21 protein-coding genes and 1 tRNA gene are annotated in these 20,874 nt (G+C 59.4%); 18 read left to right on the top strand and 4 right to left on the bottom strand.

Annotation, left to right across the window (positions count from 1 at the left end; genetic code table 11):
- Window positions 1-181: 181 nt before the first annotated feature.
- The 4 genes from fabD to fabF all read left to right on the top strand — a co-directional run bounded on the left by fabD (window position 182) and on the right by fabF (window position 3,732).
- The gene (fabD, locus tag ACVOLS_RS12070; protein WP_481545769.1) at window positions 182-1,126 is read left to right on the top strand and encodes an ACP S-malonyltransferase; all 945 of its coding nucleotides are present in this window, start codon (window positions 182-184) and stop codon (window positions 1,124-1,126) included.
- A gap of 85 nt (window positions 1,127-1,211) precedes the next feature.
- A complete protein-coding gene (gene fabG, locus ACVOLS_RS12065; protein ID WP_481545768.1) occupies window positions 1,212-1,955 on the top strand; it encodes a 3-oxoacyl-ACP reductase FabG in 744 nt (247 codons plus the stop codon).
- Window positions 1,956-2,106: 151 nt separating this feature from the next.
- Window positions 2,107-2,346: an acyl carrier protein gene (acpP, locus tag ACVOLS_RS12060; RefSeq protein ID WP_054659808.1), complete on the top strand. Its 240-nt coding sequence runs from the start codon at window positions 2,107-2,109 to the stop codon at window positions 2,344-2,346.
- Window positions 2,347-2,469: 123 nt separating this feature from the next.
- Window positions 2,470-3,732 (top strand): beta-ketoacyl-ACP synthase II, encoded by a 1,263-nt coding sequence (fabF, locus tag ACVOLS_RS12055; RefSeq protein WP_481545767.1) that lies wholly within the window; start codon window positions 2,470-2,472, stop codon window positions 3,730-3,732.
- Here fabF and ACVOLS_RS12050 read toward each other — a convergent pair.
- On the bottom strand, window positions 3,719-4,078 hold the full coding sequence (locus ACVOLS_RS12050) for a hypothetical protein (RefSeq protein ID WP_481545766.1): 360 nt from the start codon (window positions 4,076-4,078) through the stop codon (window positions 3,719-3,721). The genes fabF and ACVOLS_RS12050 overlap by 14 nt on opposite strands.
- A 12-nt stretch (window positions 4,079-4,090) precedes the next feature.
- Here ACVOLS_RS12050 and ACVOLS_RS12045 point away from each other — a divergent pair, with 12 nt between their 5' ends.
- The 13 genes from ACVOLS_RS12045 (at window position 4,091) to ACVOLS_RS11985 (ending at window position 15,876) form a co-directional block, all read left to right on the top strand.
- On the top strand, window positions 4,091-5,443 hold the full coding sequence (locus ACVOLS_RS12045; RefSeq protein ID WP_481545765.1) for an aminodeoxychorismate synthase component I: 1,353 nt from the start codon (window positions 4,091-4,093) through the stop codon (window positions 5,441-5,443).
- Window positions 5,444-5,515: 72 nt separating this feature from the next.
- Window positions 5,516-6,574: an endolytic transglycosylase MltG gene (gene mltG, locus ACVOLS_RS12040; RefSeq protein WP_481545764.1), complete on the top strand. Its 1,059-nt coding sequence runs from the start codon at window positions 5,516-5,518 to the stop codon at window positions 6,572-6,574.
- A gap of 34 nt (window positions 6,575-6,608) precedes the next feature.
- A complete protein-coding gene (locus ACVOLS_RS12035) occupies window positions 6,609-7,568 on the top strand; it encodes a DNA polymerase III subunit delta' (protein ID WP_481545763.1) in 960 nt (319 codons plus the stop codon).
- Complete coding sequence (locus tag ACVOLS_RS12030) at window positions 7,565-7,918, top strand: PilZ domain-containing protein (RefSeq protein ID WP_282268537.1); 354 nt, start codon at window positions 7,565-7,567, stop codon at window positions 7,916-7,918. The genes ACVOLS_RS12035 and ACVOLS_RS12030 overlap by 4 nt, the downstream gene beginning before the upstream one ends.
- Window positions 7,919-7,981: 63 nt before the next feature.
- A tRNA-Val gene (locus tag ACVOLS_RS12025) sits at window positions 7,982-8,056 on the top strand.
- A gap of 222 nt (window positions 8,057-8,278) precedes the next feature.
- Window positions 8,279-9,478: a tyrosine-type recombinase/integrase gene (locus tag ACVOLS_RS12020; protein WP_021221508.1), complete on the top strand. Its 1,200-nt coding sequence runs from the start codon at window positions 8,279-8,281 to the stop codon at window positions 9,476-9,478.
- Entirely contained in the window at window positions 9,475-10,533 is a 1,059-nt protein-coding gene (locus ACVOLS_RS12015; RefSeq protein ID WP_021221509.1) for a PDDEXK nuclease domain-containing protein, read from the top strand. Before ACVOLS_RS12020 ends, ACVOLS_RS12015 begins: the two co-directional genes overlap by 4 nt.
- 243 nt (window positions 10,534-10,776) lie before the next feature.
- The gene (locus tag ACVOLS_RS12010; RefSeq protein WP_081672339.1) at window positions 10,777-11,115 is read left to right on the top strand and encodes a HigA family addiction module antitoxin; all 339 of its coding nucleotides are present in this window, start codon (window positions 10,777-10,779) and stop codon (window positions 11,113-11,115) included.
- Between the two features lie 57 nt (window positions 11,116-11,172).
- Window positions 11,173-12,102 carry a restriction endonuclease gene (locus ACVOLS_RS12005; RefSeq protein WP_481545762.1) on the top strand — a complete coding sequence of 310 codons (930 nt, stop codon included), beginning with the start codon at window positions 11,173-11,175 and terminating at the stop codon, window positions 12,100-12,102.
- Window positions 12,103-12,165: 63 nt separating this feature from the next.
- A complete protein-coding gene (locus tag ACVOLS_RS12000; RefSeq protein ID WP_021221511.1) occupies window positions 12,166-13,254 on the top strand; it encodes an ABC-three component system protein in 1,089 nt (362 codons plus the stop codon).
- Window positions 13,251-13,745 carry an ABC-three component system middle component 2 gene (locus ACVOLS_RS11995; protein ID WP_021221512.1) on the top strand — a complete coding sequence of 165 codons (495 nt, stop codon included), beginning with the start codon at window positions 13,251-13,253 and terminating at the stop codon, window positions 13,743-13,745. Before ACVOLS_RS12000 ends, ACVOLS_RS11995 begins: the two co-directional genes overlap by 4 nt.
- Complete coding sequence (locus ACVOLS_RS11990; RefSeq protein ID WP_021221513.1) at window positions 13,742-15,619, top strand: AAA family ATPase; 1,878 nt, start codon at window positions 13,742-13,744, stop codon at window positions 15,617-15,619. The genes ACVOLS_RS11995 and ACVOLS_RS11990 overlap by 4 nt, the downstream gene beginning before the upstream one ends.
- Complete coding sequence (locus ACVOLS_RS11985; RefSeq protein ID WP_434785084.1) at window positions 15,544-15,876, top strand: PDDEXK nuclease domain-containing protein; 333 nt, start codon at window positions 15,544-15,546, stop codon at window positions 15,874-15,876. The genes ACVOLS_RS11990 and ACVOLS_RS11985 overlap by 76 nt, the downstream gene beginning before the upstream one ends.
- A 123-nt stretch (window positions 15,877-15,999) precedes the next feature.
- Here the strand turns inward: ACVOLS_RS11985 and ACVOLS_RS11980 are convergent, their stop codons facing one another.
- Genes ACVOLS_RS11980 through ACVOLS_RS11970 form a run of 3 tightly spaced genes read right to left on the bottom strand, consistent with a single transcriptional unit; the run spans window position 16,000 to window position 19,188 of the window.
- Entirely contained in the window at window positions 16,000-17,070 is a 1,071-nt protein-coding gene (locus ACVOLS_RS11980) for a serine/threonine-protein kinase (protein WP_081672341.1), read from the bottom strand.
- On the bottom strand, window positions 17,067-18,113 hold the full coding sequence (locus tag ACVOLS_RS11975) for a serine/threonine protein kinase (protein ID WP_037022134.1): 1,047 nt from the start codon (window positions 18,111-18,113) through the stop codon (window positions 17,067-17,069). Before ACVOLS_RS11975 ends, ACVOLS_RS11980 begins: the two co-directional genes overlap by 4 nt.
- Complete coding sequence (locus ACVOLS_RS11970) at window positions 18,097-19,188, bottom strand: PP2C family protein-serine/threonine phosphatase (protein WP_169708472.1); 1,092 nt, start codon at window positions 19,186-19,188, stop codon at window positions 18,097-18,099. Before ACVOLS_RS11970 ends, ACVOLS_RS11975 begins: the two co-directional genes overlap by 17 nt.
- Before the next feature lie 849 nt (window positions 19,189-20,037).
- Between ACVOLS_RS11970 and ACVOLS_RS11965 the strand changes: the two genes are divergently transcribed.
- On the top strand, window positions 20,038-20,865 hold the full coding sequence (locus tag ACVOLS_RS11965; RefSeq protein WP_021221518.1) for a DUF932 domain-containing protein: 828 nt from the start codon (window positions 20,038-20,040) through the stop codon (window positions 20,863-20,865).
- Window positions 20,866-20,874: the final 9 nt, after the last annotated feature.

The raw sequence follows: 20,874 nt of genomic DNA, 5'->3' as shown, positions 1-20,874 counted from the left end.
CCGCCCCCCCCCCCCCCCCCCCGCGCGCGCCGCGGGCTCGCGCGTCCGCCCCCCCCCCCCCCCCCCCCCCCCCCCCCCCCCCCCCAACTACAGGGCCACGTGGTGCATACGCGCCAGTACAGACGGGCGGGCGCTTTCGCGCTTATTATTCCGGCCTTCGATTGAAGCAGCAGAAGACCGCGTGACTGACTCCCGACTCGCTTTCGTATTCCCCGGCCAGGGCTCGCAATCCATTGGGATGTTGGCCGAACTGGCTGAATTGCATCCGCAGATCCGTGAAACCTTTGCCGAGGCCTCCGAAGGCGCGGACGTCGATCTGTGGGCCTTGTCGCAGGGCGGCCCGGAAGAGCAGCTCAATCGCACCGAATTCACCCAGCCGGCGCTGCTGGCCGCCAGCATCGCGGTATGGCGTCTGTGGAATGCACAGAGCGGCGCAAAGCCGGCGGTTCTGGCTGGTCACAGCCTTGGCGAATACACCGCATTGGTCGCCGCTGGCGCGCTGACGCTGCACGACGGCGCACATCTGGTGCGCCTGCGCGGTCAGCTGATGCAGGACGCCGCCCCGACCGGCGTTGGCGCGATGGCCGCTGTACTCGGCGCTGAAGACGCACTGGTGCTGGACGTCTGCGCCGAGGCTGCTGGCAGCCAGGTCGTCGTCCCGGCCAATTTCAATTCGCCGGGTCAGATCGTGATCGGCGGCGACGCTGCTGCAGTAGACCGCGCCTTGGCACTGTTGGCCGAGAAGGGCGTGCGCAAGGCGGTGAAGCTGGCCGTCAGCGTGCCGTCGCACACGCCGCTGATGCGCGAAGCCGCCAATCGTCTGGAAGCTGTGATGAACGGCTTGGCATGGCAGCTGCCGGCCTTGCCGGTGGTGCAGAACGTGGACGCACAGGTGCATGACGGCGTGGACGCCATCCGTCAGGCGCTGGTGCAGCAGCTGTACCAGCCGGTGCAGTGGACCGGTTGCGTGCAGGCACTGGCCGCGCGCGGTATCGCCCGCGTGGCCGAATGCGGCCCGGGCAAGGTGCTGACCGGCCTGGTCAAGCGCATCGACAAGAACATCGAAGGGCGTCCGCTCGCCACCCCGGCAGACTTTGCCGGCGCGCTGGAAGAGTGGGCAAACTGAGCAACCGATTGCGGCGCGGGCGCAACCTGCGCCCGGTCATCATGGGCGCTGCGCGTGCGCGGTGCCATGCAAACAAGGAACAGAAATGAGCAAGCCATTGCAGGGTGAAATCGCGCTGGTCACCGGCGCAAGCCGCGGTATCGGTGCTGCCATTGCCGACGAACTGGCCGCGCTGGGCGCGACCGTCATCGGCACCGCCACCACCGAATCCGGCGCCGCCGCCATCGGTACGCGTCTTGCGGCACAGGGCGGCCACGGCCGCGCCCTGAACGTGACCGAGCCAGGCGCGGTGGATGCGCTGATCGACGCGGTGAGCAAGGAATTCGGTGCCATCAGCATCCTGGTCAACAATGCCGGCATCACCCGCGACAACCTGTTGATGCGCATGAAGGACGAGGACTGGCAGGCCATCCTCGACACCAACCTGACCAGCGTTTACCGCACCTCCAAGGCGGTGATGCGCGGCATGATGAAGGCGCGCAAGGGCCGCATCATCAACATCGCTTCGGTCATCGGTGTCACCGGCAACGCCGGCCAGGCCAACTATGCCGCCGCCAAGGCTGGCATCATTGCTTTCTCCAAGTCGCTGGCCAAGGAAATCGGCAGCCGTGGCGTGACCGTCAACGTGGTCGCGCCGGGCTTCATCGACACCGACATGACCAAGGATCTGCCCGAGGACGCCAAGGCGGCGATGCTCGGCCAGGTCGCGCTGGGCCGCCTCGGCGAGCCCGCAGACATCGCCAAGGCGGTGGCGTTCCTGGCCGGTCCGTCGGCCAGTTACATCACCGGCGAAACCCTTCACGTGAACGGCGGTTTGTACATGCCGTAAGCGTGGTGTGCAGGGAATGCACCCAAGTGGTTGATTGTCGCGGCTTTTTTGTTCGGAAACACTGCCGCGACGGTTTCCACTACACTATCCCACGGCCAGCCCTGGGGGCTGGCGTCTTTTGAACCACTACTCCATCTGGAGCGATATCCTAATGAGCACCATCGAAGAACGCGTCAAGAAGATTGTTGTTGAGCAGCTTGGCGTCAAGGAAGAAGAAGTCACCACCAGCGCATCGTTCGTCGATGACCTGGGCGCAGACTCGCTGGACACCGTCGAGCTGGTGATGGCGCTGGAAGAAGAGTTCGAGTGCGAAATCCCGGACGAAGAAGCTGAGAAGATCGGCACCGTCCAGGCTGCCATCGACTACGTCAAGGCACACGTCAAGGCCTGATCCAGGTCTGACAAGGCGCGGTTGGCAAGCATGTCTTCCGCGTTGCAAACCCATGGGGCCGCTGATGCGGCCCTGTGCTTTTAAGCTTCAATCTCCCCGCGTGCGGGGCCAGGAGAATCCGCAATGAGTCGTCGCGTAGTTGTTACCGGCATGGGCATGGTGTCGCCGCTGGGCAATGATCTGGCCAGCAGTTGGGATGGCATCATCAATGGCCGCTCGGGCATTGGCCCGCTGACGAATGTCATTGATGGCTACCTGGAGCGCTTCACCACCAAGATTGCAGGTGAGGTCAGGGATTTCGACATCACCGCCGACAACCCCTTGTTCGGCAAGTATCGGGTCAGTGGCAAGGATGCCAAGAAGATGGACCCGTTCATCCATTACGGCCTGGGTGCCGCCTTCATGGCGCTGCACGACTCCGGCCTGGAAATCACCGATGCCAACGCTGAGCGCATTGGCGCCATCGTCGGTGCCGGCATCGGCGGCCTGCTCGGCATCGAAGAGCAGACCATCGAGTTCCACGAAGGCAAGAAGATCTCGCCGTTCTACGTGCCCAAGACCATCATCAACATGCTGCCGGGCCAGCTGAGCATCATCGCCGGGCTGAAGGGTCCGTCGTTCTCGGCCGTTTCCGCCTGCGCCACGTCCAACCATTCCATCGGTACGGCGATGCGCATGATCCAGTACGGCGATGCTGACGTGATGGTCGCCGGTGGCGCCGAGCGTGGCTCCTCGCCGACCGCGCTGGGCGGCTTCTGCGCGATGAAGGCCATGTCCACCCGCAACGACGACCCGACCAAGGCCTCGCGTCCGTGGGACCAGGGCCGTGACGGCTTCGTGCTGGGCGACGGCGCAGGCATCCTGATCCTGGAAGAGTACGAGCACGCCAAGGCGCGCGGCGCCAAGATCTACTGCGAGCTGGCCGGCTTCGGCGCAAGCTCCGACGCGTACCACATGACCGCACCGAGCGAGAACGGCGAAGGCGCCGCCCGCTGCATGGTCGCGGCCATGAAGGACGCAGGCGTCACCCCGGAGCAGGTGGGCTACCTCAACGCACACGGCACCTCCACGCCGCTGGGCGACCTGGGCGAGACCATGGCGATGAAGACCGCCTTCGGCGCGCACGCCTACAAGATGCTGGTCAGCTCGACCAAGTCGATGACCGGCCACCTGCTGGGTGCGGCGGGCGGCGTGGAAGCGATCTTCTCGGTGATGGCGCTGAATACCGGCATCATCCCGCCGACGATCAACCTGGAAAACCCGAGCGAAGGCTGCGACCTGGACTACGTACCGAACGTGGCCCGCAAGGCTGACGTGGACGTGGTGATGTCGAACGGCTTCGGCTTCGGTGGCACCAACGGCACGCTGGTGTTCAAGCGGATCTAACGCGGTTTTGGAGCGATGCTTGAAGCTCCTGCCCGTTTTTCTGCTTGAAGCTCCTGTTCGTCGCTTTGCTCGAAGCTGTTGCTTGAAGCTTGTGCTTGTAGCTTGGCTTGAAGCTCCCGCTCGTCGCTTTGCTTGAAGCTGCTGCTTGTTGCTTTGCTTGAAGCTTTGGGCTGTAGCTTTGCTCAACGCTTTGCTCAAAGCCCCTCTCCCGCAAGCGGGAGAGGGGTTGGGGTGAGGGCAGCTTTAAAGCTCCAAAAGCTTTAATAGCTTTAAAAGCTCCCCTCATCCGCCCTTCGGGCACCTTCTCCCGCAGGCGGGAGAAGGGAACAGCCTGCATTTCTGACATTTTGGGCCCACGATGCACATCCTCCCCCTGCACGCCGACACCGACCTGCTGGCGCTGCATCGGCTCGCACCGCATCGCTATCCGGTCCTGCTTGAATCCACTGCTGCCGGCAAGCTCGGCCAGTGGGACATGCTGCTGATCGCCAACGGCAGCCAACTCCTGCTCAACCCCGACGGCAGCCTGCAGCGCGAAGACGGCGTCCAAGTCGAAGGCGACTTCCTCTCCGCACTCGATCGCGACTGGCAATCCCTGCGCCAAGCCCGCAACCCGATGGAAGCGGACATCCCGTTCCGTGGCGGCTGGGCCGTGCTGCTCGACTACGAACTCGCACAACAAGTCGAACCGATTCTGCAGCTGCCACAGCGCTCGGACGGCCTGCCAACCGCAATCGCATTGCGCTGCCCGGCAGCAGTACTGCGCGAGCGCGACAGCGGCCGCTGCATCGCCATCGCCGAAGACGACGCCGCAGACCTGCTCAGCCAGCTCCAGCACGATCAAACCGAAGCCGCACAGCTGCCCCCCTTGCCGCAGTGGAACGGCCCCAGCGCCATCAACGAAGACGCAGGCGAGCGTTTCACCGATGGCGTGCACAAGGTCATCGACTACTTGCATGCCGGCGACGTCTTCCAGGTGAACCTGTCACGCCGCTGGCAGGCCCAGTTCGACGCGCCGCTTGCGCCCGAAGCGCTGTACGCGCGCCTGCGCACCGCCAACCCCGCACCCTTCGCTGGCCTGTTCACGGCCGCCGGCCGCGCCGTGGTCAGCTCCTCGCCGGAGCGCTTGGTCTCGGTCAGCGGCGATGTGGTGCAGACCCGCCCGATCGCCGGCACCCGCCCGCGCTTCGCTGGCGACGACGATGCCGCGCGCATCCAGGAACTGGTCGGCCATCCCAAGGAACGCGCCGAGCACGTGATGCTGATCGACCTGGAGCGCAACGACCTGGGCCGCATCGCTGCGCCCGGCAGCGTCGAGGTCGATGAGCTGATGATCGTGGAGAGCTACGCCCATGTGCATCACATCGTCAGCAACGTGCGCGCACGCCTGCGCCCGGACGTGACCCCGGGCGAAGTGATTGCCGCCACGTTCCCCGGCGGCACCATCACCGGCTGCCCCAAGGTGCGCTGCATGGAGATCATCGCCGAGCTGGAACAGACCGCCCGTGGTGCCTATACCGGTGCCTTCGGCTGGCTGAACCGCGATGGCGACATGGACCTGAACATCCTGATCCGCACCGCGGAAGTGCAGGGCAGCACCGCCAGCTTTCGCACCGGCGCCGGCATCGTGGTGGATTCGGTGGCCGACAAGGAACTGGACGAAACCCGGGCCAAGGCGCGCGGGCTGTTGCGTGCGCTCGATCCACAATGATGAACGCCGTTTTGGCTGGCGTTGCCGCCAGCGCGGTATCCTGCGCATCCACTATTTGAAGATGGGGTGACCATGGCGGGTGCCAAGCGCGGATGTCTGTTGGTGCTGGCGGTGTTGTTGCTGCTGGTCGCCTTGGCAGGCGCAGGTGCGGCCTGGTTGTGGCAGCGGCAGGGCAGCTTTGCCGATGCGCCGCTGACCCCGTCCGAGCAGAGCGTCAGCATCGCTTCCGGTGATTCGCTCAACAGCGTGCTCCGCAAGCTGCGCGCGGCCGGCGTCGATGAAGGCGACGACCTGCAATGGCAGCTGCTGGCCCGCCAGCTCGACGCTGCCGGCAAGCTGAAGATCGGCGAGTACGCACTCGACCCCGCGCTCACGCCGCGCCAGCTGCTGTTGAACATGCGCCAAGGCAAGGTGCTGCAATACCGCGTCACCATCGTCGAGGGCTGGAACATCCGCCAGCTGCGTGCCGCCTTGGCGCGCGCACAGCCGCTGCAGCATGAAACCACCGATCTTTCCGACGCCGAGCTGATGGCCAAGATCGGCTTCGCCGACCAGCATCCGGAAGGCCGCTTCCTGCCGGAAACCTATATCTACCAGCGCGGCGACAGCGACGTGGACGTGCTCAAGCGCGCCCACGCGGCGATGGAGAAGGAGCTGGCCGCCGCCTGGGCCGAGCGCAGCGACGACCTGCCGCTGAAATCGCCCTACGAGCTGCTGATCCTGGCCTCGATCATCGAGAAGGAAACCGGCCTGGCCAGCGAACGTCCGCAGATTGCCGGTGTGTTTGCGCGCCGCCTGAAGATGGGCATGCGCCTGCAGACCGACCCGACCGTGATCTACGGCATCGGCAGCGCCTACGACGGCAATATCCGCAAGGTGCACCTGACCACCGACACGCCGTACAACACCTATACCCGCGCCGGCCTCACGCCGACGCCGATCGCCATGCCGGGCCGCGACGCGCTGCATGCTGCCGCCAAGCCGGCACCGGGCGATGCGCTGTACTTCGTGGCCGTCGGCGATGGCAGTGGTGCGCACGTGTTCTCCGCGTCCTACACCGATCACAACAGCGCCGTGGCCGAGTACCTGAAGCGCCTGCGCGCCAAGCGCAGCGAGGCCACGGCGCAATGAGCGGCATGACCCGACTGATGTACAGGATGTCCCGATGAGCGAAGCACTGGCCCCTTGGCAGCAGCGCGTCTATGACCAGACCGTGGCCGCACTGGACGTGGGGCGGCTCGGCCATGGCTTGTTGCTGTGCGGCCCGGCCGGCATGGGCAAGCGTGCGGTGGCGATGCGGCTGGCCGCGCATGTGCTCAACCACGGGGAGGACGCGGCGGCACGCCAGCGCAACGCCCAGTTGATCGCCGCCGGCACCCACCCGGACCTGCAGTTCACCAGCTTTATCCCCAACAAGACCGGCGACAAGCTGCGCACCGAGATCGTCATCGACCAGGTGCGTGAGATCTCGCAGAAGCTGGCGCTGACCCCGCATTACGGCGTCGCCCAGGTGGTCATCGTCGATCCCGCCGATGCCATCAACCGCTCTGCCTGCAATGCCTTGCTGAAGACGCTGGAAGAGCCCTCGCCAGGCCGCTACCTGTGGCTGCTCAGCGCCGACCCGGCGCGCCTGCCGCAGACCATCCGCAGCCGTTGCCAGCGACTGGAGTTCCGCATGCCGCCGCGTGAGGAAGCCATGGCCTGGCTGCAGGCGCGTGGTTACACCGAAGGCGTGGCACGTGAAGCGCTGGACGCCGCCCGTGGTCACCCGGCGCTTGCCGACCAGTGGCTGCAAGGCGAGGGCATGGCCCTGCGCCGCCAGGTCGCCAGCGAGCTGGACCAGCTGCTGGCCGGCAAACTGGGCAGCGTCGAGCTGGCCCAACGCTGGACCGGCGACGACAACGCCGACCTGCGCCTGCGGCATGCCGCCGACCTGGCACTGAAGAAAGCGGCCGACGGCTTGACCGATCCGGCCCGATTGAACAAGCTGGCCGCCTGGTTTGATGCCGCCAATCGCACCCGCGACCTGCTGCGCACCACCATCCGCGCCGACCTGGCCGTGGTGGAGCTGCTGCTGGCATGGGGCGCGGCCAACCAAGTGCAATCCAAGGGGACTATTCGATGAGTGCGACGAACGCCCGCCAGGGCATCCTTTCGCTGGCGGTAAAGGACAAGGCAGCGCTGTACGGCGCCTACATGCCGTTCGTGAAGAACGGTGGCGTCTTCGTGCCCACGCCCAAGCGTTACTTCCTCGGCGACGAGGTGTTCCTGCTGCTGACCCTGCCGGACTCCAGCGAGCGCCTGCCGGTGGCCGGCAAGGTGGTCTGGGTCACCCCGCTGGGCGCGCAGGGCAACCGCCAGGCCGGCATCGGCGTGCAGCTGGCCGACGGCGCCGACGGCGAGGCCATCCGCAACAAGATCGAGACCCTGCTGGCCGGCACATCCAGCTCGGACAAGCCGACGCAGACGATGTGAAATCGTGTGAAGAAAGATGTTGACGTGCTCGCTCAGCCCCCTATAATGAGCGGCTCGCAACACGGGCGGTTAGCTCAGCGGTAGAGCATTGCCTTCACACGGCAAGGGTCACAGGTTCGATCCCTGTACCGCCCACCATATAAATCAAAGTGTTGCAGAAGAACCGGCGAAAGCCGGTTTTTTGTTTGACGATGACTCCAGCCCGGTACTTCGCTGGACTGCGCCGTAGCTCGATACAGCAGGTTTATCAAGAACTTACGCGCGTCCATCATATGCCGGTGCTTTCTGAAACTTGACCCGGTTTTCCCTCGCGCCGCTCCTATCTGGCTCTTGGAATTCGGGTCGTTCCAAGGAGTCATCATGGCTAAGATCAAGCTCACCAAGACCGCCGTAGAGTCGGCGCAACCCCAGGCCAAAGACATCGAACTACGGGATACCGTGGTGCCCGGCTTCCTGTGCAAGATTACCCCGAAGGGCCGCCGGGTGTTCATGCTCCAGTACCGCACGAACTCCGGGCAGCCTCGCAAGCCTTCGCTGGGCCTGTTCGGGGAACTGACCGTGGAGCAGGCCCGCTTCATGGCGCAGGACTGGCTGGCCGAGGTTCGCCGGGGCGGCGACCCTGGCGGTGCCAAGGCCGAGGCGCGCAAGGCGCCAACGGTCGAAGCGCTGTGCAAGAAGTTCATGGAGGACTACTCCAAGAAGCGCAACAAGCCCAGCACGCAGCGCGGCTATCAGGCCGTCATCGACCGCTGCATCGTCCCGCTGCTGGGCCGCAAGAAGGTGCAGGACGTGAAGCGGCCTGACATTGCCGGGTTGATGGAGAAGCTGGCCTACAAACCCGCCGAGGCGAACAACGCCTTCGGCGTGCTGCGCAAGATGTTCAACCTGGCCGAAGTGTGGGGCTACCGCCCGGACGGCACGAACCCGTGCCGCCACGTCCCGATGTACCCGCCCGGCGAGGAAACCCGACTCATCGTGGACGACGAGCTAGCGCTGATCTTCCGCCATTTGGAGAAGCTGGAGGCGGAAGGACTGGAGAACTACGTCATTCCGCTGGCGATCCGCCTGCAATTCGAGTTCGCCGGCCGTCGCTCCGAAATCTGCACGCTCGAATGGGATTGGGTCGATCTGGAGAAACGGCGCGTGGTCTGGCCCGATAGCAAGACCGGCGGCCTTTCAAAGCCTATGAGCGCGGAAGCCTACCGGCTGTTTTCGACGGCACCGCGCCGTGAAGGCTGCCCCTATGTCCTGCCATCGCCCAACGACCCGACCAAGCACCTGACCTTTGGCGAGCACTACGGCGGCTGGTGCCGGGTGCTCAAGGGCACCGGCGTTCCGCACGTCGGCACGCACGGCATCCGCCACCGCTCGACGACCGACATTGCCAATTCGGGCGTGCCGACCAAGGTAGGCATGAAGCTGACGGGGCATAAGACCGTGGCGATGTTCATGCACTACGTCCACACCGAGGACAAGCCGGTGCGCGATGCGGCCGAGCTGGTGGCGAGCCGGCGCCAGGCGATCACGGGCGCGCGACAGCCCAAGGAGGCCGTGGCATGAACAGGCACAAGTCATCCATTCCTTCGTCCGCAGCGCCGACGGCGCTGATAGGCGACATCCGGGCACTGATCGAGGCGGCGCGACAGCGCGCCGCCTCGGCGGTGAATAGCGAGCTGACGATGCTCTACTGGCGTATCGGCCAGCGCATCCATACGCAGGTCTTGGAGGGGCAGCGGGCCAGCTACGGCGAGGAAGTCGTGTTGACCCTGGCGGCGCAGTTGGTGAAGGAGTACGGCAGCAGCTTCGCGGTCAAGAACCTGCGCCGCATGGTGCAGTTTGCCGCTACCTTCCCCAACGAGCAGATTGTCGTATCACTGATACGACAATTGAGCTGGACGCATTTCATCGCCCTGATCCCGTTGAAAGACCCGCTCCGGCGGGACTACTACGCACAAATGGCTAGCGCCGAACGCTGGAGCGTGCGCACGCTGCGCGAGCGCATCGACTCGATGCTGTACGAGCGTACGGCGCTGTCCCAAAAGCCGGACGAAACGATCGCGCAGGAATTAGCGACCCTGCGCGATGCGCAGCGCATGTCGCCGGCCCTCGTCATGCGCGACCCGTACATCCTCGACTTCCTGGGCTTGAGAGACACCTGGCAGGAAGGCGACCTGGAAGCGGCGATCATCCGGGAAATGGAATCCTTCTTGCTGGAGCTCGGCGCAGGCTTCACCTTCGTCGCGAGGCAGAAGCGCATCCAGATTGACAACGAGGATTTCCACCTCGATCTACTGTTCTACAACCGCAAGCTGCGCCGGCTGGTGGCGATGGAGTTAAAGGTTGGCGAGTTCAAGGCAGCCTACAAAGGGCAGATGGAGCTGTACTTGCGCTGGCTCGACAAGCACGAACGGGAGCCGGAGGAGGCCCTGCCGCTGGGGATTATCCTCTGCACTGGCAAGAAGTCCGAACAGATAGAACTGCTGGAACTGGACAAATCCGGCATCCACGTTGCCGAATACCTGACTACCTTGCCGCCGCGCGCCGTACTGGTGGATCGGCTGCACCAAGCGACTCGGCGGGCGCAGTTGCAGATCGAGCAGCGCAAGAAGAACTGACTGCAACATTTGAGCTTAGCGGCGCGCCGCATTCGAACCCTAGTACCGCCCGCTTCTTTTGCCGAACACGGCGATTCGGTTCCAATCCTCCACGCCATCCGGCTTGCTCGGGTGCGCGTGCCGCCCGCTTCCAATGCCCACCACGTAAGCAAAAGTAATGTACGATTGACGTACATCGTCAATTAGTCGGCTTGATACCGACCAAGGCATTGGGGTGAGGGGCTCTTCATTCTGGGGCGCAATATGACCACGGCAGCGCATCATCCGGGCGAGGTTCTCGCCGAACGGCTTGAAGTCATTGGTGTATCGCCGACTGAGTTGGCGCGTCAGCTCGGTGTCCCTGCCAACAGGATCACTCAGATCATCAATGGCAAGCGCGGGGTCACTGGCGACTCGGCGCTGCGGCTTGCTCACTGGTTCGGGGAGTCACCGCAGTTCTGGATGAACTTACAGTCGCACTGTGACCTGGAGCTTGCAGAGGCTGAGTTGGGACAATCTATCAAATTGCTCCCTACTGCGCCGGCCATTCGAGGCCATAAGACCGTCAAGCGAGCGAAAAACTGCGTAGGAAAGGACTCATGACGGAAAAGAACAAAGCCTTCTCTCGCGTTGATGAGCATGCCTGGGAGGGCGTGTGGCATGACCGATAAATCGGCAGACATCACATTCCACTATCCGCCGGAGCTATTCAACCTCCTGGTGGATGTCGTGCCGTTGCTCAATCGCTCGAAGTCGGATGTTCTTGTGTTTTTTCGCGGCGCAGGCGTGACTGAAACTGTGACATCCGATATTGCCACTCGCTTGAAGGCGGCGCCGAAGGATGTCAACAAGTACGAAATGGTTCGTACGGTGCTTGAACGCCTCAATGCGAAGGGTGAATCCGCTCTTCGCCAACGGCGTGAGGTACTGCGCCGTGTTGTGGAATTTGCAAGCTTCGACTCGTGCTGGCCCAGCGACCAGCTAAAGGCTAAGGGGCTCGTCGCGAGCATTCGTGAAGTCGTCAACCAAAAGGACGCCTTCACACGCATGAACAACGCCCGCGAGGAAGAGCGGCAGGCGCGCCTCGCCGAAACGCAACGGATTGCCACCGAAAAGCGGCAGCGCGATTCCAGAATCGAGACTGCCAAGCAGGGCTTGTACGCACTTTTTGGCGCTTCGACGACAGCGCAGGAACGCGGCAAGATGCTGGAGACCGCGCTCAACGATCTCTTTCAGGCCTATGGCGTTCTTATCCACAAAGCCTTCCACCTAGTGGGCAACGCTGGGGAGGGGATTGTTGAACAGATCGATGGAGTGATCGAGCTTGGTGGCGTGCTCTACTTCGTTGAAATGAAGTGGTACCGAAATCCGGTGGGCAAGCCAGAGATTTCGGAGCATCTCGTCCGCCTCATGTCGCGCGCCGAGGTCCGAGGTATCTTCATTTCCGCCAGTGACTACACAGAGCCGGCCATCCATACCGTTCGTGAGTTTTTACAACATAAGGTCTTGGTTCTCTCGACGCTTCAAGAGATCGTGCGTTTGCTTGAGAAACAGGATGATCTTGCAGAGTTCTTTTCGAAGAAAGTCTAGGCGGCGCAGATACACAAGAATCCGTATTTCAGCCCTTATGATGGCCAAGTATAAGGTGCGGACATGACAGCGAACTGGAAGGACATCAACAAGCCGTCTAGCCCCGCAACTGCCGTCACGGCTGCGCAGGTCGCGAATGGCCCGGTCATTCCGCCGCAGCAAAGGCTGTTGACTTATTCGCCGGACGAATGGGAAGTATTCGTTGAGGAGTGGGCCTATTACTGCCTCACGGCAAACTACAAGCATGTCCAACGTTTTTCGGGTGCCGGCGACATGGGTATCGACGTTGCCGGGTTCGTTGATGATGAACGCCTCCAGGGTGTGTGGGACAACTACCAGTGCAAGCATTATGGCCATGCCATCAGGCCTAGTGATGTCTGGGCTGAGTTTGGCAAGGTCATCTGGCACTCGTACAGCGGTGAATACACGGTTCCCCGCCGCTACTACTTTGTTTCACCACGTGGTTCTGGCACGTCGCTCAGTCGCCTGTTCTCGAATGCCGAAAAGCTGCGCGAGGAACTAATTGCGAATTGGGATAAACACGTGAAAGACGCGATCACAAGCACGAAAGAGGTGCTTCTCGACGCGAAGCTCCGCGCCTATGTGGACGCCTTTGACTTCTCTATCTTTGACGCCAAGACCGCACTTCAGCTTGTTGGCGATCATCGCACCACGCCGGTTCATGTTGCTCGCTTTGGTGGTGGCCTGCCAATGCGGCCTGCCTCCGAAAAGCCGCCCCAAGAGGTCGCTGTCGCCGAGAGTCGCTATGTGACACAGTTGCTCGTCGCATACGGCGAGCACACAGGGACGAACGTGACCGAACCTTCGGCCTTGTCTGTGCCAAAGCTCAAGGAGCACTTCCGCCGGCAGCGCGAAGCATTCTATGAGGCAGAGTCGCTGCGCGTCTTTGCGCGTGACAGCGTGCCGCCTGGCACCTTCGAGTCTTTGCTGAACGACATTCACGATGGTGTTATCGACACTCACGACGCGACCCATGCCGACGGCTACGAAAAGGTTTGCGCTGTTACCAAAGCGGCTCGTGACATGCAAATCACAGCGAATGCCCTTATCACTTGTACGAAGCCCAAGGACCGCGATGGAATCTGCCACCAACTCGTGAACGAGGAGCGCATTCGGTGGACACGACAATGAGCCAAGAACGTAAGCCGATCACCTTCAATGGCCCACTAGAGGCCGGCATCCGTGCCGTCTCGATTCTCGGCGCCGCATATCCGAAAACCTACGATCTTCAGCGGCTTGTTGCCCTGGATTATCTTCTTGTCCATACAGGCGATATTGATGGCCCGGACAACTTGCACCCACCGACGCCGATGCATTCGACTGAAATGCTCGTGAGGCGCAAACTGGTGGAGAAATCTCTACTTTTGATGATGACCCGTGATCTCGTGCAGCGCGAAATCACGGCCGATGGCATCAAGTATGGCGCAGGCGAAAGTGCCGCCACATTCCTAACATCAGTTTCATCTAGCTACTTGCTGGCTTTGAAGGACCGAGCTGCCTGGCTTATCGAAACCCTTGGCGATCTCACGGACGAACAATTCAAAGGTGTTATGCGCCGGTTCTTCGATAAGTGGGTTGAAGAGTTTCAGCAAGTTGAGCGGAGCCTGGGGGGCGAGGTATGACGGTAGAAATTCCCGGATTCCGTTTGCGCTTCCTAGGCTTCTTCGGCCCTCAGAAGCAGCCCTCAAGCGTCACCTTCGGTCCCGGATTGAACGTTCTCTACGGTGCATCGAATACCGGGAAATCGTTCATTGTTGAAGCCATCGACTTCATGCTCGGAGGCAAGCCGCCTTTGCGCGACATCCCGGAGCGTGTCGGTTATGACCTCGTTCTTCTGGGTATTGAGACACTTGATGGAAGGGCTTTCACGCTTTGGCGCAGCATAGACGGCGGCGGTTTCCGTCTTTATGACGACACGCATGAGACGCCACCTGCAACTGATGTTCCGTACAAGCAGCTCGATGACAAGCATAGCGAGAGAAACGACACCAACCTATCTTCTTTCTTGCTAGGCCTATGCGGACTTGGTGGCAAGCGGGTCCGTAGGAATTCCCGGAACGAAACCAATAGTCTGAGCTTTCGCAACATCGCACGTCTAATGATCGTTAATGAGACGGAAATCACGCAACAAAGCTCCCCACTTTTTGATGGCAACCCCACCGCTAACACGCCTAACCTTGCAACATTCAAGTTACTTTTAACCGGGGCAGACGACTCAGCGTTGGTTGCCAGTGCAAAGGGTGAGCCGGAAGAACTTTCGCGTGAGGCGCAGCTGCATCTTCTTGATCAGCTTCTTGGCGACTACCGCGAGCGACTTAAGGAGCTGACCAAAAGTCCGAAGGAATTGGAGGAGCAGCTAGAGAAGATTGACGCATCGCTGCGCCAACAGACAGCCCAAGTAAATACTACCGAAGCAGAGTTCCAGGAAGCCGCTGGGAAACGGCGTGAACTGCGCAAGAAACTTGAGGAAGGCCGCGAGCGGCGCGCCGAGGTCGGATCGATGCTTGAGCGGTTTAGCCTTCTCGACAAGCACTACGCATCCGACATCGAACGGCTGCGTGCCATCGAAGAAGGTGGAACGCTATTCAATGTGCTTGGTTCCGGGCATTGTCCCCTCTGCGGTGCAGCTCCCGAATCTCATCGCGCCGATGCTGAATGCAATGGAGACATTGATGCTGTTGTTCAAGCGGCTCAGAAGGAAATCGCCAAGATCGGGGTTTTGCGCGCCGAACTCGCGGCGACCATTCAGAGCCTTGAGCATGAGGGTTCCCGTTTCGACCGTAGGATGCCTGCCGTTGTCCAGGAGCTGGGATCAATTTCCGAGGCAGTTGAAGAATTGATCGCGCCGAAGCTTTCGAGTCTTCGCAAGTCCTATTCCGATTTCGCTGACAAACGCGCCGAGGTACGCGAGGCGCTGGGACTCTACGCCACCGTGCAAGACATGGAGCGCCGCCGTGCTGATCTTGAGAAGGGTGCCGAGGACGACAAGGCCGGTGCGCTTGCCAACGCAGACATTCCCACCACCGTGACCCACAGCTTTGCCAAGACTGTTGAGGGAATCCTGGCCGGTTGGCATTTTCCCGAGGCTGGGGACGTGTACTTTGATTCCAAAACGCGCGACCTAGTTATTGCAGGAAAGTCGCGTAGTGCCTTTGGCAAGGGGCTACGTGCCATCACGCATGCTGCTTTCACTCTCGGACTGCTGGCTTTCTGTCGCTCGCGGCAGACGCCACACACTGGATTCGTCGTTCTCGATTCTCCCTTGCTAGCATATCGAGAACCCGATGGAACCGAAGACGACTTGACCGGAACCGACCTTCAGGAACAGTTCTACGCTTACCTGGAAGCGCTGCCCATCGACACACAAGCCATCGTGGTCGAGAACACTGACCCACCGGAGACAATCAGGAAGCGCGAACAATCACTCATGTTCGGCAAGAATCCACATCACGGTCGGTACGGCCTGTTTCCCTTTCTGACGGACACTGTGCAGTAATTGGACATGAGAACGTAAAGGCCACAACAGTCGAAGAATTCAAAGCTGCTTACAAGGACCAGATGGAACTCTACCTTCGCTGGCTTGACAGGCACGAAAGGAGGCCAGAAGAAGCCTCGCCGCTGAGAATCATTCTCTGCACAGGCAAAAAGTCGGACCAGGTTGAATTGCTGGAGTTAGACAAGTCCGGCATCCATGTCGCCGAGTACATCACGACTCTGCCGCCGCGTGTCTTGCTGAGGGAGGGATTGCAGTAGGCGACCCGGCGAGCACAGATTTAAAAAGAACTGGCAATTTAATGGCGAATAATGTTTACAGAAACCTCTATCCTGATAATCCCAGCACCATATGCTTAAACTGCGTTTTGAGGCAGGAATTTGTCAGTCAATGACGATAACTGGATGACCGCGATCACGTGGAGATCCAGGGAAGCTCGAATAACAAACCCTATTGCCGGGCACCGCTGGGCGCCGCGTTCCGTAAACACTTTCCATGCTAAAGAAGGTAGTTACTTCGTCATCACCATCAATAAATCCGCTATAGCCATTTTGTATAAGGTTGGAGACCGCCCCGACTTTTCGGTCAACGCCAATAAAACACAGATCAGAAATTTCCTCGACCAGTTCGTCCGCTGTGGGGCGATCAGCAATGTCGTACTGGAGGCATTTCTCGACAATAGATTGCAGTTGTTCCGCTAAATTCTTGTATTGAGGGTTGACCGTCATGAACGTTGGCCAAGGCTCTCTATTCCGATTTTGCACATTAACCGCGGCTTGCAGATAAACTCCGAAAGGAACCTTTCCAGTTAATATCTGAAACATCAATGCGCCAAGCGACCATATATCAACTGATTTTCCAGGATGCTCTCCTGCCTGTCTAAACATCATCTCGGGAGCCATATAAGGCAGCGCCCCACGAATAGTTCCGGAAGTTGATCTTGTGATATCTCCCTCGCGAGCTGCCTCCTCAAAAACCTCCTCTGTTAAGGTCGCAATTCCAAAATCTGTAATCTTTAATTCATGAAGATTAACGCCATGCTCAACAATGATATTGCTCGGTTTCAGATCACGATGCACAACGCCTGCGTGATGCGAGGCAGCAACTCCTTTTGAAATGTGCAAGAAAATTCTGGCAGCCAGATGTGGATCAATCGCGCCAAATGATCTTAATCTTGTATCAAGGTTTTCACCATCGACATACTCTTCTATGAGAAATAGATTGCCATCTAACTCAAGGTAGTCGAGCGTCTTTGCCACATTATAGTGATTGACTCTGGCAGATATTTTTGCGCTCTTGCTAAATCGCTTATCAGGCTGCCCCGGCTGGGGAGTCTTCAGTGCCACATGCCCTTCGAGTAGAAGGTCGTATGCTAAATACACATCTTGCATGCCGCCCCGGCCTACATGGCGCTCTATCCTATAGCGTCCAGAAATAATATCCCCTGTATTCATGGCATTACCTCTGGGTTCGATACATCAAAAGTCACAAATTTTCGGTTGCCGCCGTTTCCGAAAGTGAGAACACAGCACCCTGGAACTACTCTTCCTGAAGTGGCTGACGTATTGTTGATATATACATCACCCGAAACGCTTGTGACATTAAAGTCCAAGCCATCATATTCTATTGTGAGGCTCCCAACGTTTGCATTTAGTGCAATCTTTCGATTTTTTGAGTCCAAAGTATGGACGACGCCATTCAGGACAACTGTGGCACGATGTTTGTTCTTAAGTAGCTGCTTTGCCAGAAGATCCTGAATCTCTTGCATGGTAGGCCTGTCAGCGCTATTAGCAGAAAGGCAACTGTACAGTACCCCGGAAATTTCGCTTGGAATACCTGCAAAGAGGGCAGAGAACTCGCCCAACGAGGGTTGATTTGGGGGGCGATTGCGCAAGCTGGGAGGTGCGTTGGGCGTCAACAAGGCGAGACAAGTCACGCCAAATGCGTAAACGTCTATAGACGAGTCAAACGCTATTGTTTGATCCCCCCATAGTTCCGGAGCCATGAATATGGGAGTTCCAATGATGCTTCGAGTCTCTGCGTTAGCGTTATTTCTTGATAGACCAAAATCAAGAATTTTTACGACACCCTCACTGTCTATTTTAATGTTTCCTGGCTTAATATCTCGATGGATGATCCCTCCAGAATGTATGTCGGTTAGGCCGCAAGATATCTGCCAAATTACATTTAAATATTCATGGTTGGCCGAGAATCCTCCAGCCTCAAGGGTTTCTCCATCAATGAACTCAAGGACGATGGCTGGATATTGGACTCCATTGCCTTGAATGTTCACTATGTCATAGAGCTGAACTACATGTTTTGATCTTAGTTTCGCGAGGGATTTTTGCTCGTCCAGAAGTCTTCTTGCCTCAACTCCTGGTTGGAGATACTTCAGAACAACCTGGCGTTGCAAATGAAGATCCTCGCAAAACAAGACTTCCCCCATGCCCCCTCTGTCAGATGTGTTGAGAGACTTGTATCTATTTGCTATCAGCATCGACATCTCCTTGTTCGCCAGGATTTCCTATTTCGATGTCTAGCTCGATATTTTCAGGATATGCATCTTCTCGCTTTTTTTTCCTGGGCCTCTTTGTGGAAGACCTCTGTCTCTTGGGCTTCTCTTCTGTAGCTACGACGTTGCCGAGGGGCGCTTTGTCCGGCAGATCATTATTAATGTCACCAGAACTCTCGGGTTGTCGGCCTTGCCTATGATTAAATGCTTGATCTTCTTCGCGCAACCATAGCGTGGTTAAGTCTCCATCAGCATCCCAGAGTCGAATACCACTACCTTCATAAAAAGCTAGCGACTCTGTGACTTTGCTTATGTTAAATACTGCGGATGTGGAGTTATCGTGGCCGCCACACCATCTAGACAGGGCAATCAATCTATCTGACGCCTGCTTTATGTCCGATGAGTTTTCTAGAATTCTACTTAAAGTCTTTTCTTCAATGCTATGGATGCCGTCTGTAGTGATTGCACAAAACGTTTTATTGCTGGGAAGGTCTGCTATTTTGGGCTGCATGGACTCACCCATTCCAACAAACTGGAGAAGCTCTCGGCCGCTGCCACCAACAGCTTCTGCTAGAGAATCATCAGTGGTGTGCCGCTCTACCTTTTCATTAAAGCCGAACGTGTAAATTCTTGTATCGCCCAAATGTACGAAAAGTTGCTTCCCATAAGAATCTATCAAAACGGCGGTCAGTGTTGACCCTCCATTTCCACTATAGATTTCAAATACTTCCTCGTTGGCATGCCTTATTGCTTCCATCGCCCTGTCATGAATGCTCAGGTTGCGATAATGAACCAGGGCATAAAAAAAACTCGATAGGGACAAAGTGGAGCAGAGCCCTCCATCTCGCATACCTCCCATTCCATCTGCAACCGCTACTGCAAATAGAGGATTGATGGACTTTTTCCCAGTGTAGATAGCCGCTACCCGATCTTGATTTTCTTTGCGGACCAGTCCTATATCACTTGACAGCACAAGAGGGATGTCAAAGCATTGATTCTGCGCACGGTCAGGAAATTTCCTAGAGAACCATATCTGTAGATTTTCTTGGAATGGGTGCATGGAATTTTAGAGACTCCTGTTTGTGCAAGTGGAATGCATGTGCCCTTCTCTTAAGTTCACGCTATCCAGACTTAGGAGCACCAAGCGCTAATCAATTGTCGCTTTCTGTCGATTTTATCTGACATGATCTCGGGCGTCACGATTTCAGTCGTGGGCTTGCTGGCTGCGCCGGCTCCTCTGCCAATTGCGCCATCCGGTTTCGATCCTTGACCCTGCCAGCCCTGACGAGCCTGCACACAGCGTTGGCTTCCCTTGTCAAACTGGTAGAGCCGGCTGCGCCAGATCGGCCGGACAACACCGCGGTATGACGTCGATGGCCAGGGTACGGGGTTCAAGTTGCTTGGGCGAATGGGCGTCCCCGGCCAAGAAGCATAGCCGGTCGCGCTGTCGTGCTGCGCATCGAACCCCCTACGGGGTTTCGCCCCTGTCGGGCCTCCATCGTTCCCTCGCTCCGCTCGGCTGACGCCTACGGCCCGGCTTCCAGCTTCGGGCCTGCGCGCTTCGCTTGCGTGCGGTCGGCACAAAGGGATGGCCGTTGCCTTGTCCAGCCGTCTCCCCTGACTTCATCACCTTACCCGCGACCGTAGCCCGCTCCCGTGTGCCGTCAAGGCGCGCAGGGCCGTGTCCTCGGCTGCGCCTGCGGGCCGCACCAACCCTGCGCTTGTCTCCTTGACGGCCCCCGTCCGCGCGCTCCTTTGGCCGCGGGCGATGAACTCAGGAAAGACGGTGGCAACAGGGCCAACCGGGTTCCTCGTGCCGACCGCACCGAACAGCCGAAAGGCTGGGCTCCGAATCTAGGAATCCGGTGTGCGGTTTGAACAGCAAACCCTTTTCGTCAGGAGAAATGCCATGCAACTCGCATCCCGATTCGCTTCCCGTTCCCCCTCGCTGCGCAGCGATTACCCGCTGTCCGACGATCAAATCCGCAGCGTCGCGCCGTCCATCTTCGCGGACGCCCCGCACGAAAGCCGTTCCAAGCGGTACGCCTATATCCCCACCGCCGCCGTGCTGACCGAGCTTCGCAAGGAAGGATTCCAGCCCTTCATGGTGGCTCAGACCCGCGTGCGCAGCGAAGACCGCCGCGACTTCACCAAGCACATGATCCGGCTGCGCCATGCCAACCAGATCAATGATGCAGAAGCCAATGAAATCGTCCTGCTGAACTCGCACGACGGCACCAGCAGCTATCAATTATTGGCTGGCCTGCTGCGCTTTGTCTGCCAGAACGGATTGGTATTCGGCGACACCGTGGCCGATGTGCGCGTACCCCACAAGGGCGACGTGGCCGGGCACGTCATCGAAGGCGCTTACGAAGTGTTGAGCGGCTTCGACCGGGTGAAGGAATCCCGCGATTCCATGCGCGCCATCACCTTGAACGATGGCGAATCCGAAGTGTTCGCCCGCGCCGCGCTGGCCCTCAAGTACGACGACCCCGACAAGCCCGCACCCATCACCGAATCGCAAATCCTGATGCCGCGCCGCTTCGACGACCGCCGCCCGGACTTGTGGAGCGTGTTCAACCGCACGCAAGAGAACCTGACTCAAGGAGGCCTGCGCGGGCGCAGCGCCAACGGACGCCGCCAGCAAACCCGCCCGGTGCAGGGCATCGACCAAAACATCCGCCTCAACCGTGCGCTTTGGCTGCTGGCCGATGGCATGCGCCAGTTGAAAGCCTGAACCCCCCAC

Source organism: Stenotrophomonas sp. STEN038, assembly GCF_056759895.1.
Note: the sequence above shows the minus strand (reverse complement) of the source record. Positions and strands in the feature narration are given on the sequence as shown.

Coding starts and splice junctions, on each gene's coding strand:
- fabG (WP_481545768.1), top strand. CDS start 1,212: ATGAGCAAGCCATTGCAGGGTGAAATCGCGCTGGTCACCGGCGCAAGC.
- acpP (WP_054659808.1), top strand. CDS start 2,107: ATGAGCACCATCGAAGAACGCGTCAAGAAGATTGTTGTTGAGCAGCTT.
- fabF (WP_481545767.1), top strand. CDS start 2,470: ATGAGTCGTCGCGTAGTTGTTACCGGCATGGGCATGGTGTCGCCGCTG.
- ACVOLS_RS12050 (WP_481545766.1), bottom strand. CDS start 4,078: ATGTCAGAAATGCAGGCTGTTCCCTTCTCCCGCCTGCGGGAGAAGGTG.
- ACVOLS_RS12045 (WP_481545765.1), top strand. CDS start 4,091: ATGCACATCCTCCCCCTGCACGCCGACACCGACCTGCTGGCGCTGCAT.
- mltG (WP_481545764.1), top strand. CDS start 5,516: ATGGCGGGTGCCAAGCGCGGATGTCTGTTGGTGCTGGCGGTGTTGTTG.
- ACVOLS_RS12035 (WP_481545763.1), top strand. CDS start 6,609: ATGAGCGAAGCACTGGCCCCTTGGCAGCAGCGCGTCTATGACCAGACC.
- ACVOLS_RS12030 (WP_282268537.1), top strand. CDS start 7,565: ATGAGTGCGACGAACGCCCGCCAGGGCATCCTTTCGCTGGCGGTAAAG.
- ACVOLS_RS12020 (WP_021221508.1), top strand. CDS start 8,279: ATGGCTAAGATCAAGCTCACCAAGACCGCCGTAGAGTCGGCGCAACCC.
- ACVOLS_RS12015 (WP_021221509.1), top strand. CDS start 9,475: ATGAACAGGCACAAGTCATCCATTCCTTCGTCCGCAGCGCCGACGGCG.
- ACVOLS_RS12010 (WP_081672339.1), top strand. CDS start 10,777: ATGACCACGGCAGCGCATCATCCGGGCGAGGTTCTCGCCGAACGGCTT.
- ACVOLS_RS12005 (WP_481545762.1), top strand. CDS start 11,173: ATGACCGATAAATCGGCAGACATCACATTCCACTATCCGCCGGAGCTA.
- ACVOLS_RS12000 (WP_021221511.1), top strand. CDS start 12,166: ATGACAGCGAACTGGAAGGACATCAACAAGCCGTCTAGCCCCGCAACT.
- ACVOLS_RS11995 (WP_021221512.1), top strand. CDS start 13,251: ATGAGCCAAGAACGTAAGCCGATCACCTTCAATGGCCCACTAGAGGCC.
- ACVOLS_RS11990 (WP_021221513.1), top strand. CDS start 13,742: ATGACGGTAGAAATTCCCGGATTCCGTTTGCGCTTCCTAGGCTTCTTC.
- ACVOLS_RS11980 (WP_081672341.1), bottom strand. CDS start 17,070: ATGAATACAGGGGATATTATTTCTGGACGCTATAGGATAGAGCGCCAT.
- ACVOLS_RS11975 (WP_037022134.1), bottom strand. CDS start 18,113: ATGCTGATAGCAAATAGATACAAGTCTCTCAACACATCTGACAGAGGG.
- ACVOLS_RS11970 (WP_169708472.1), bottom strand. CDS start 19,188: ATGCACCCATTCCAAGAAAATCTACAGATATGGTTCTCTAGGAAATTT.
- ACVOLS_RS11965 (WP_021221518.1), top strand. CDS start 20,038: ATGCAACTCGCATCCCGATTCGCTTCCCGTTCCCCCTCGCTGCGCAGC.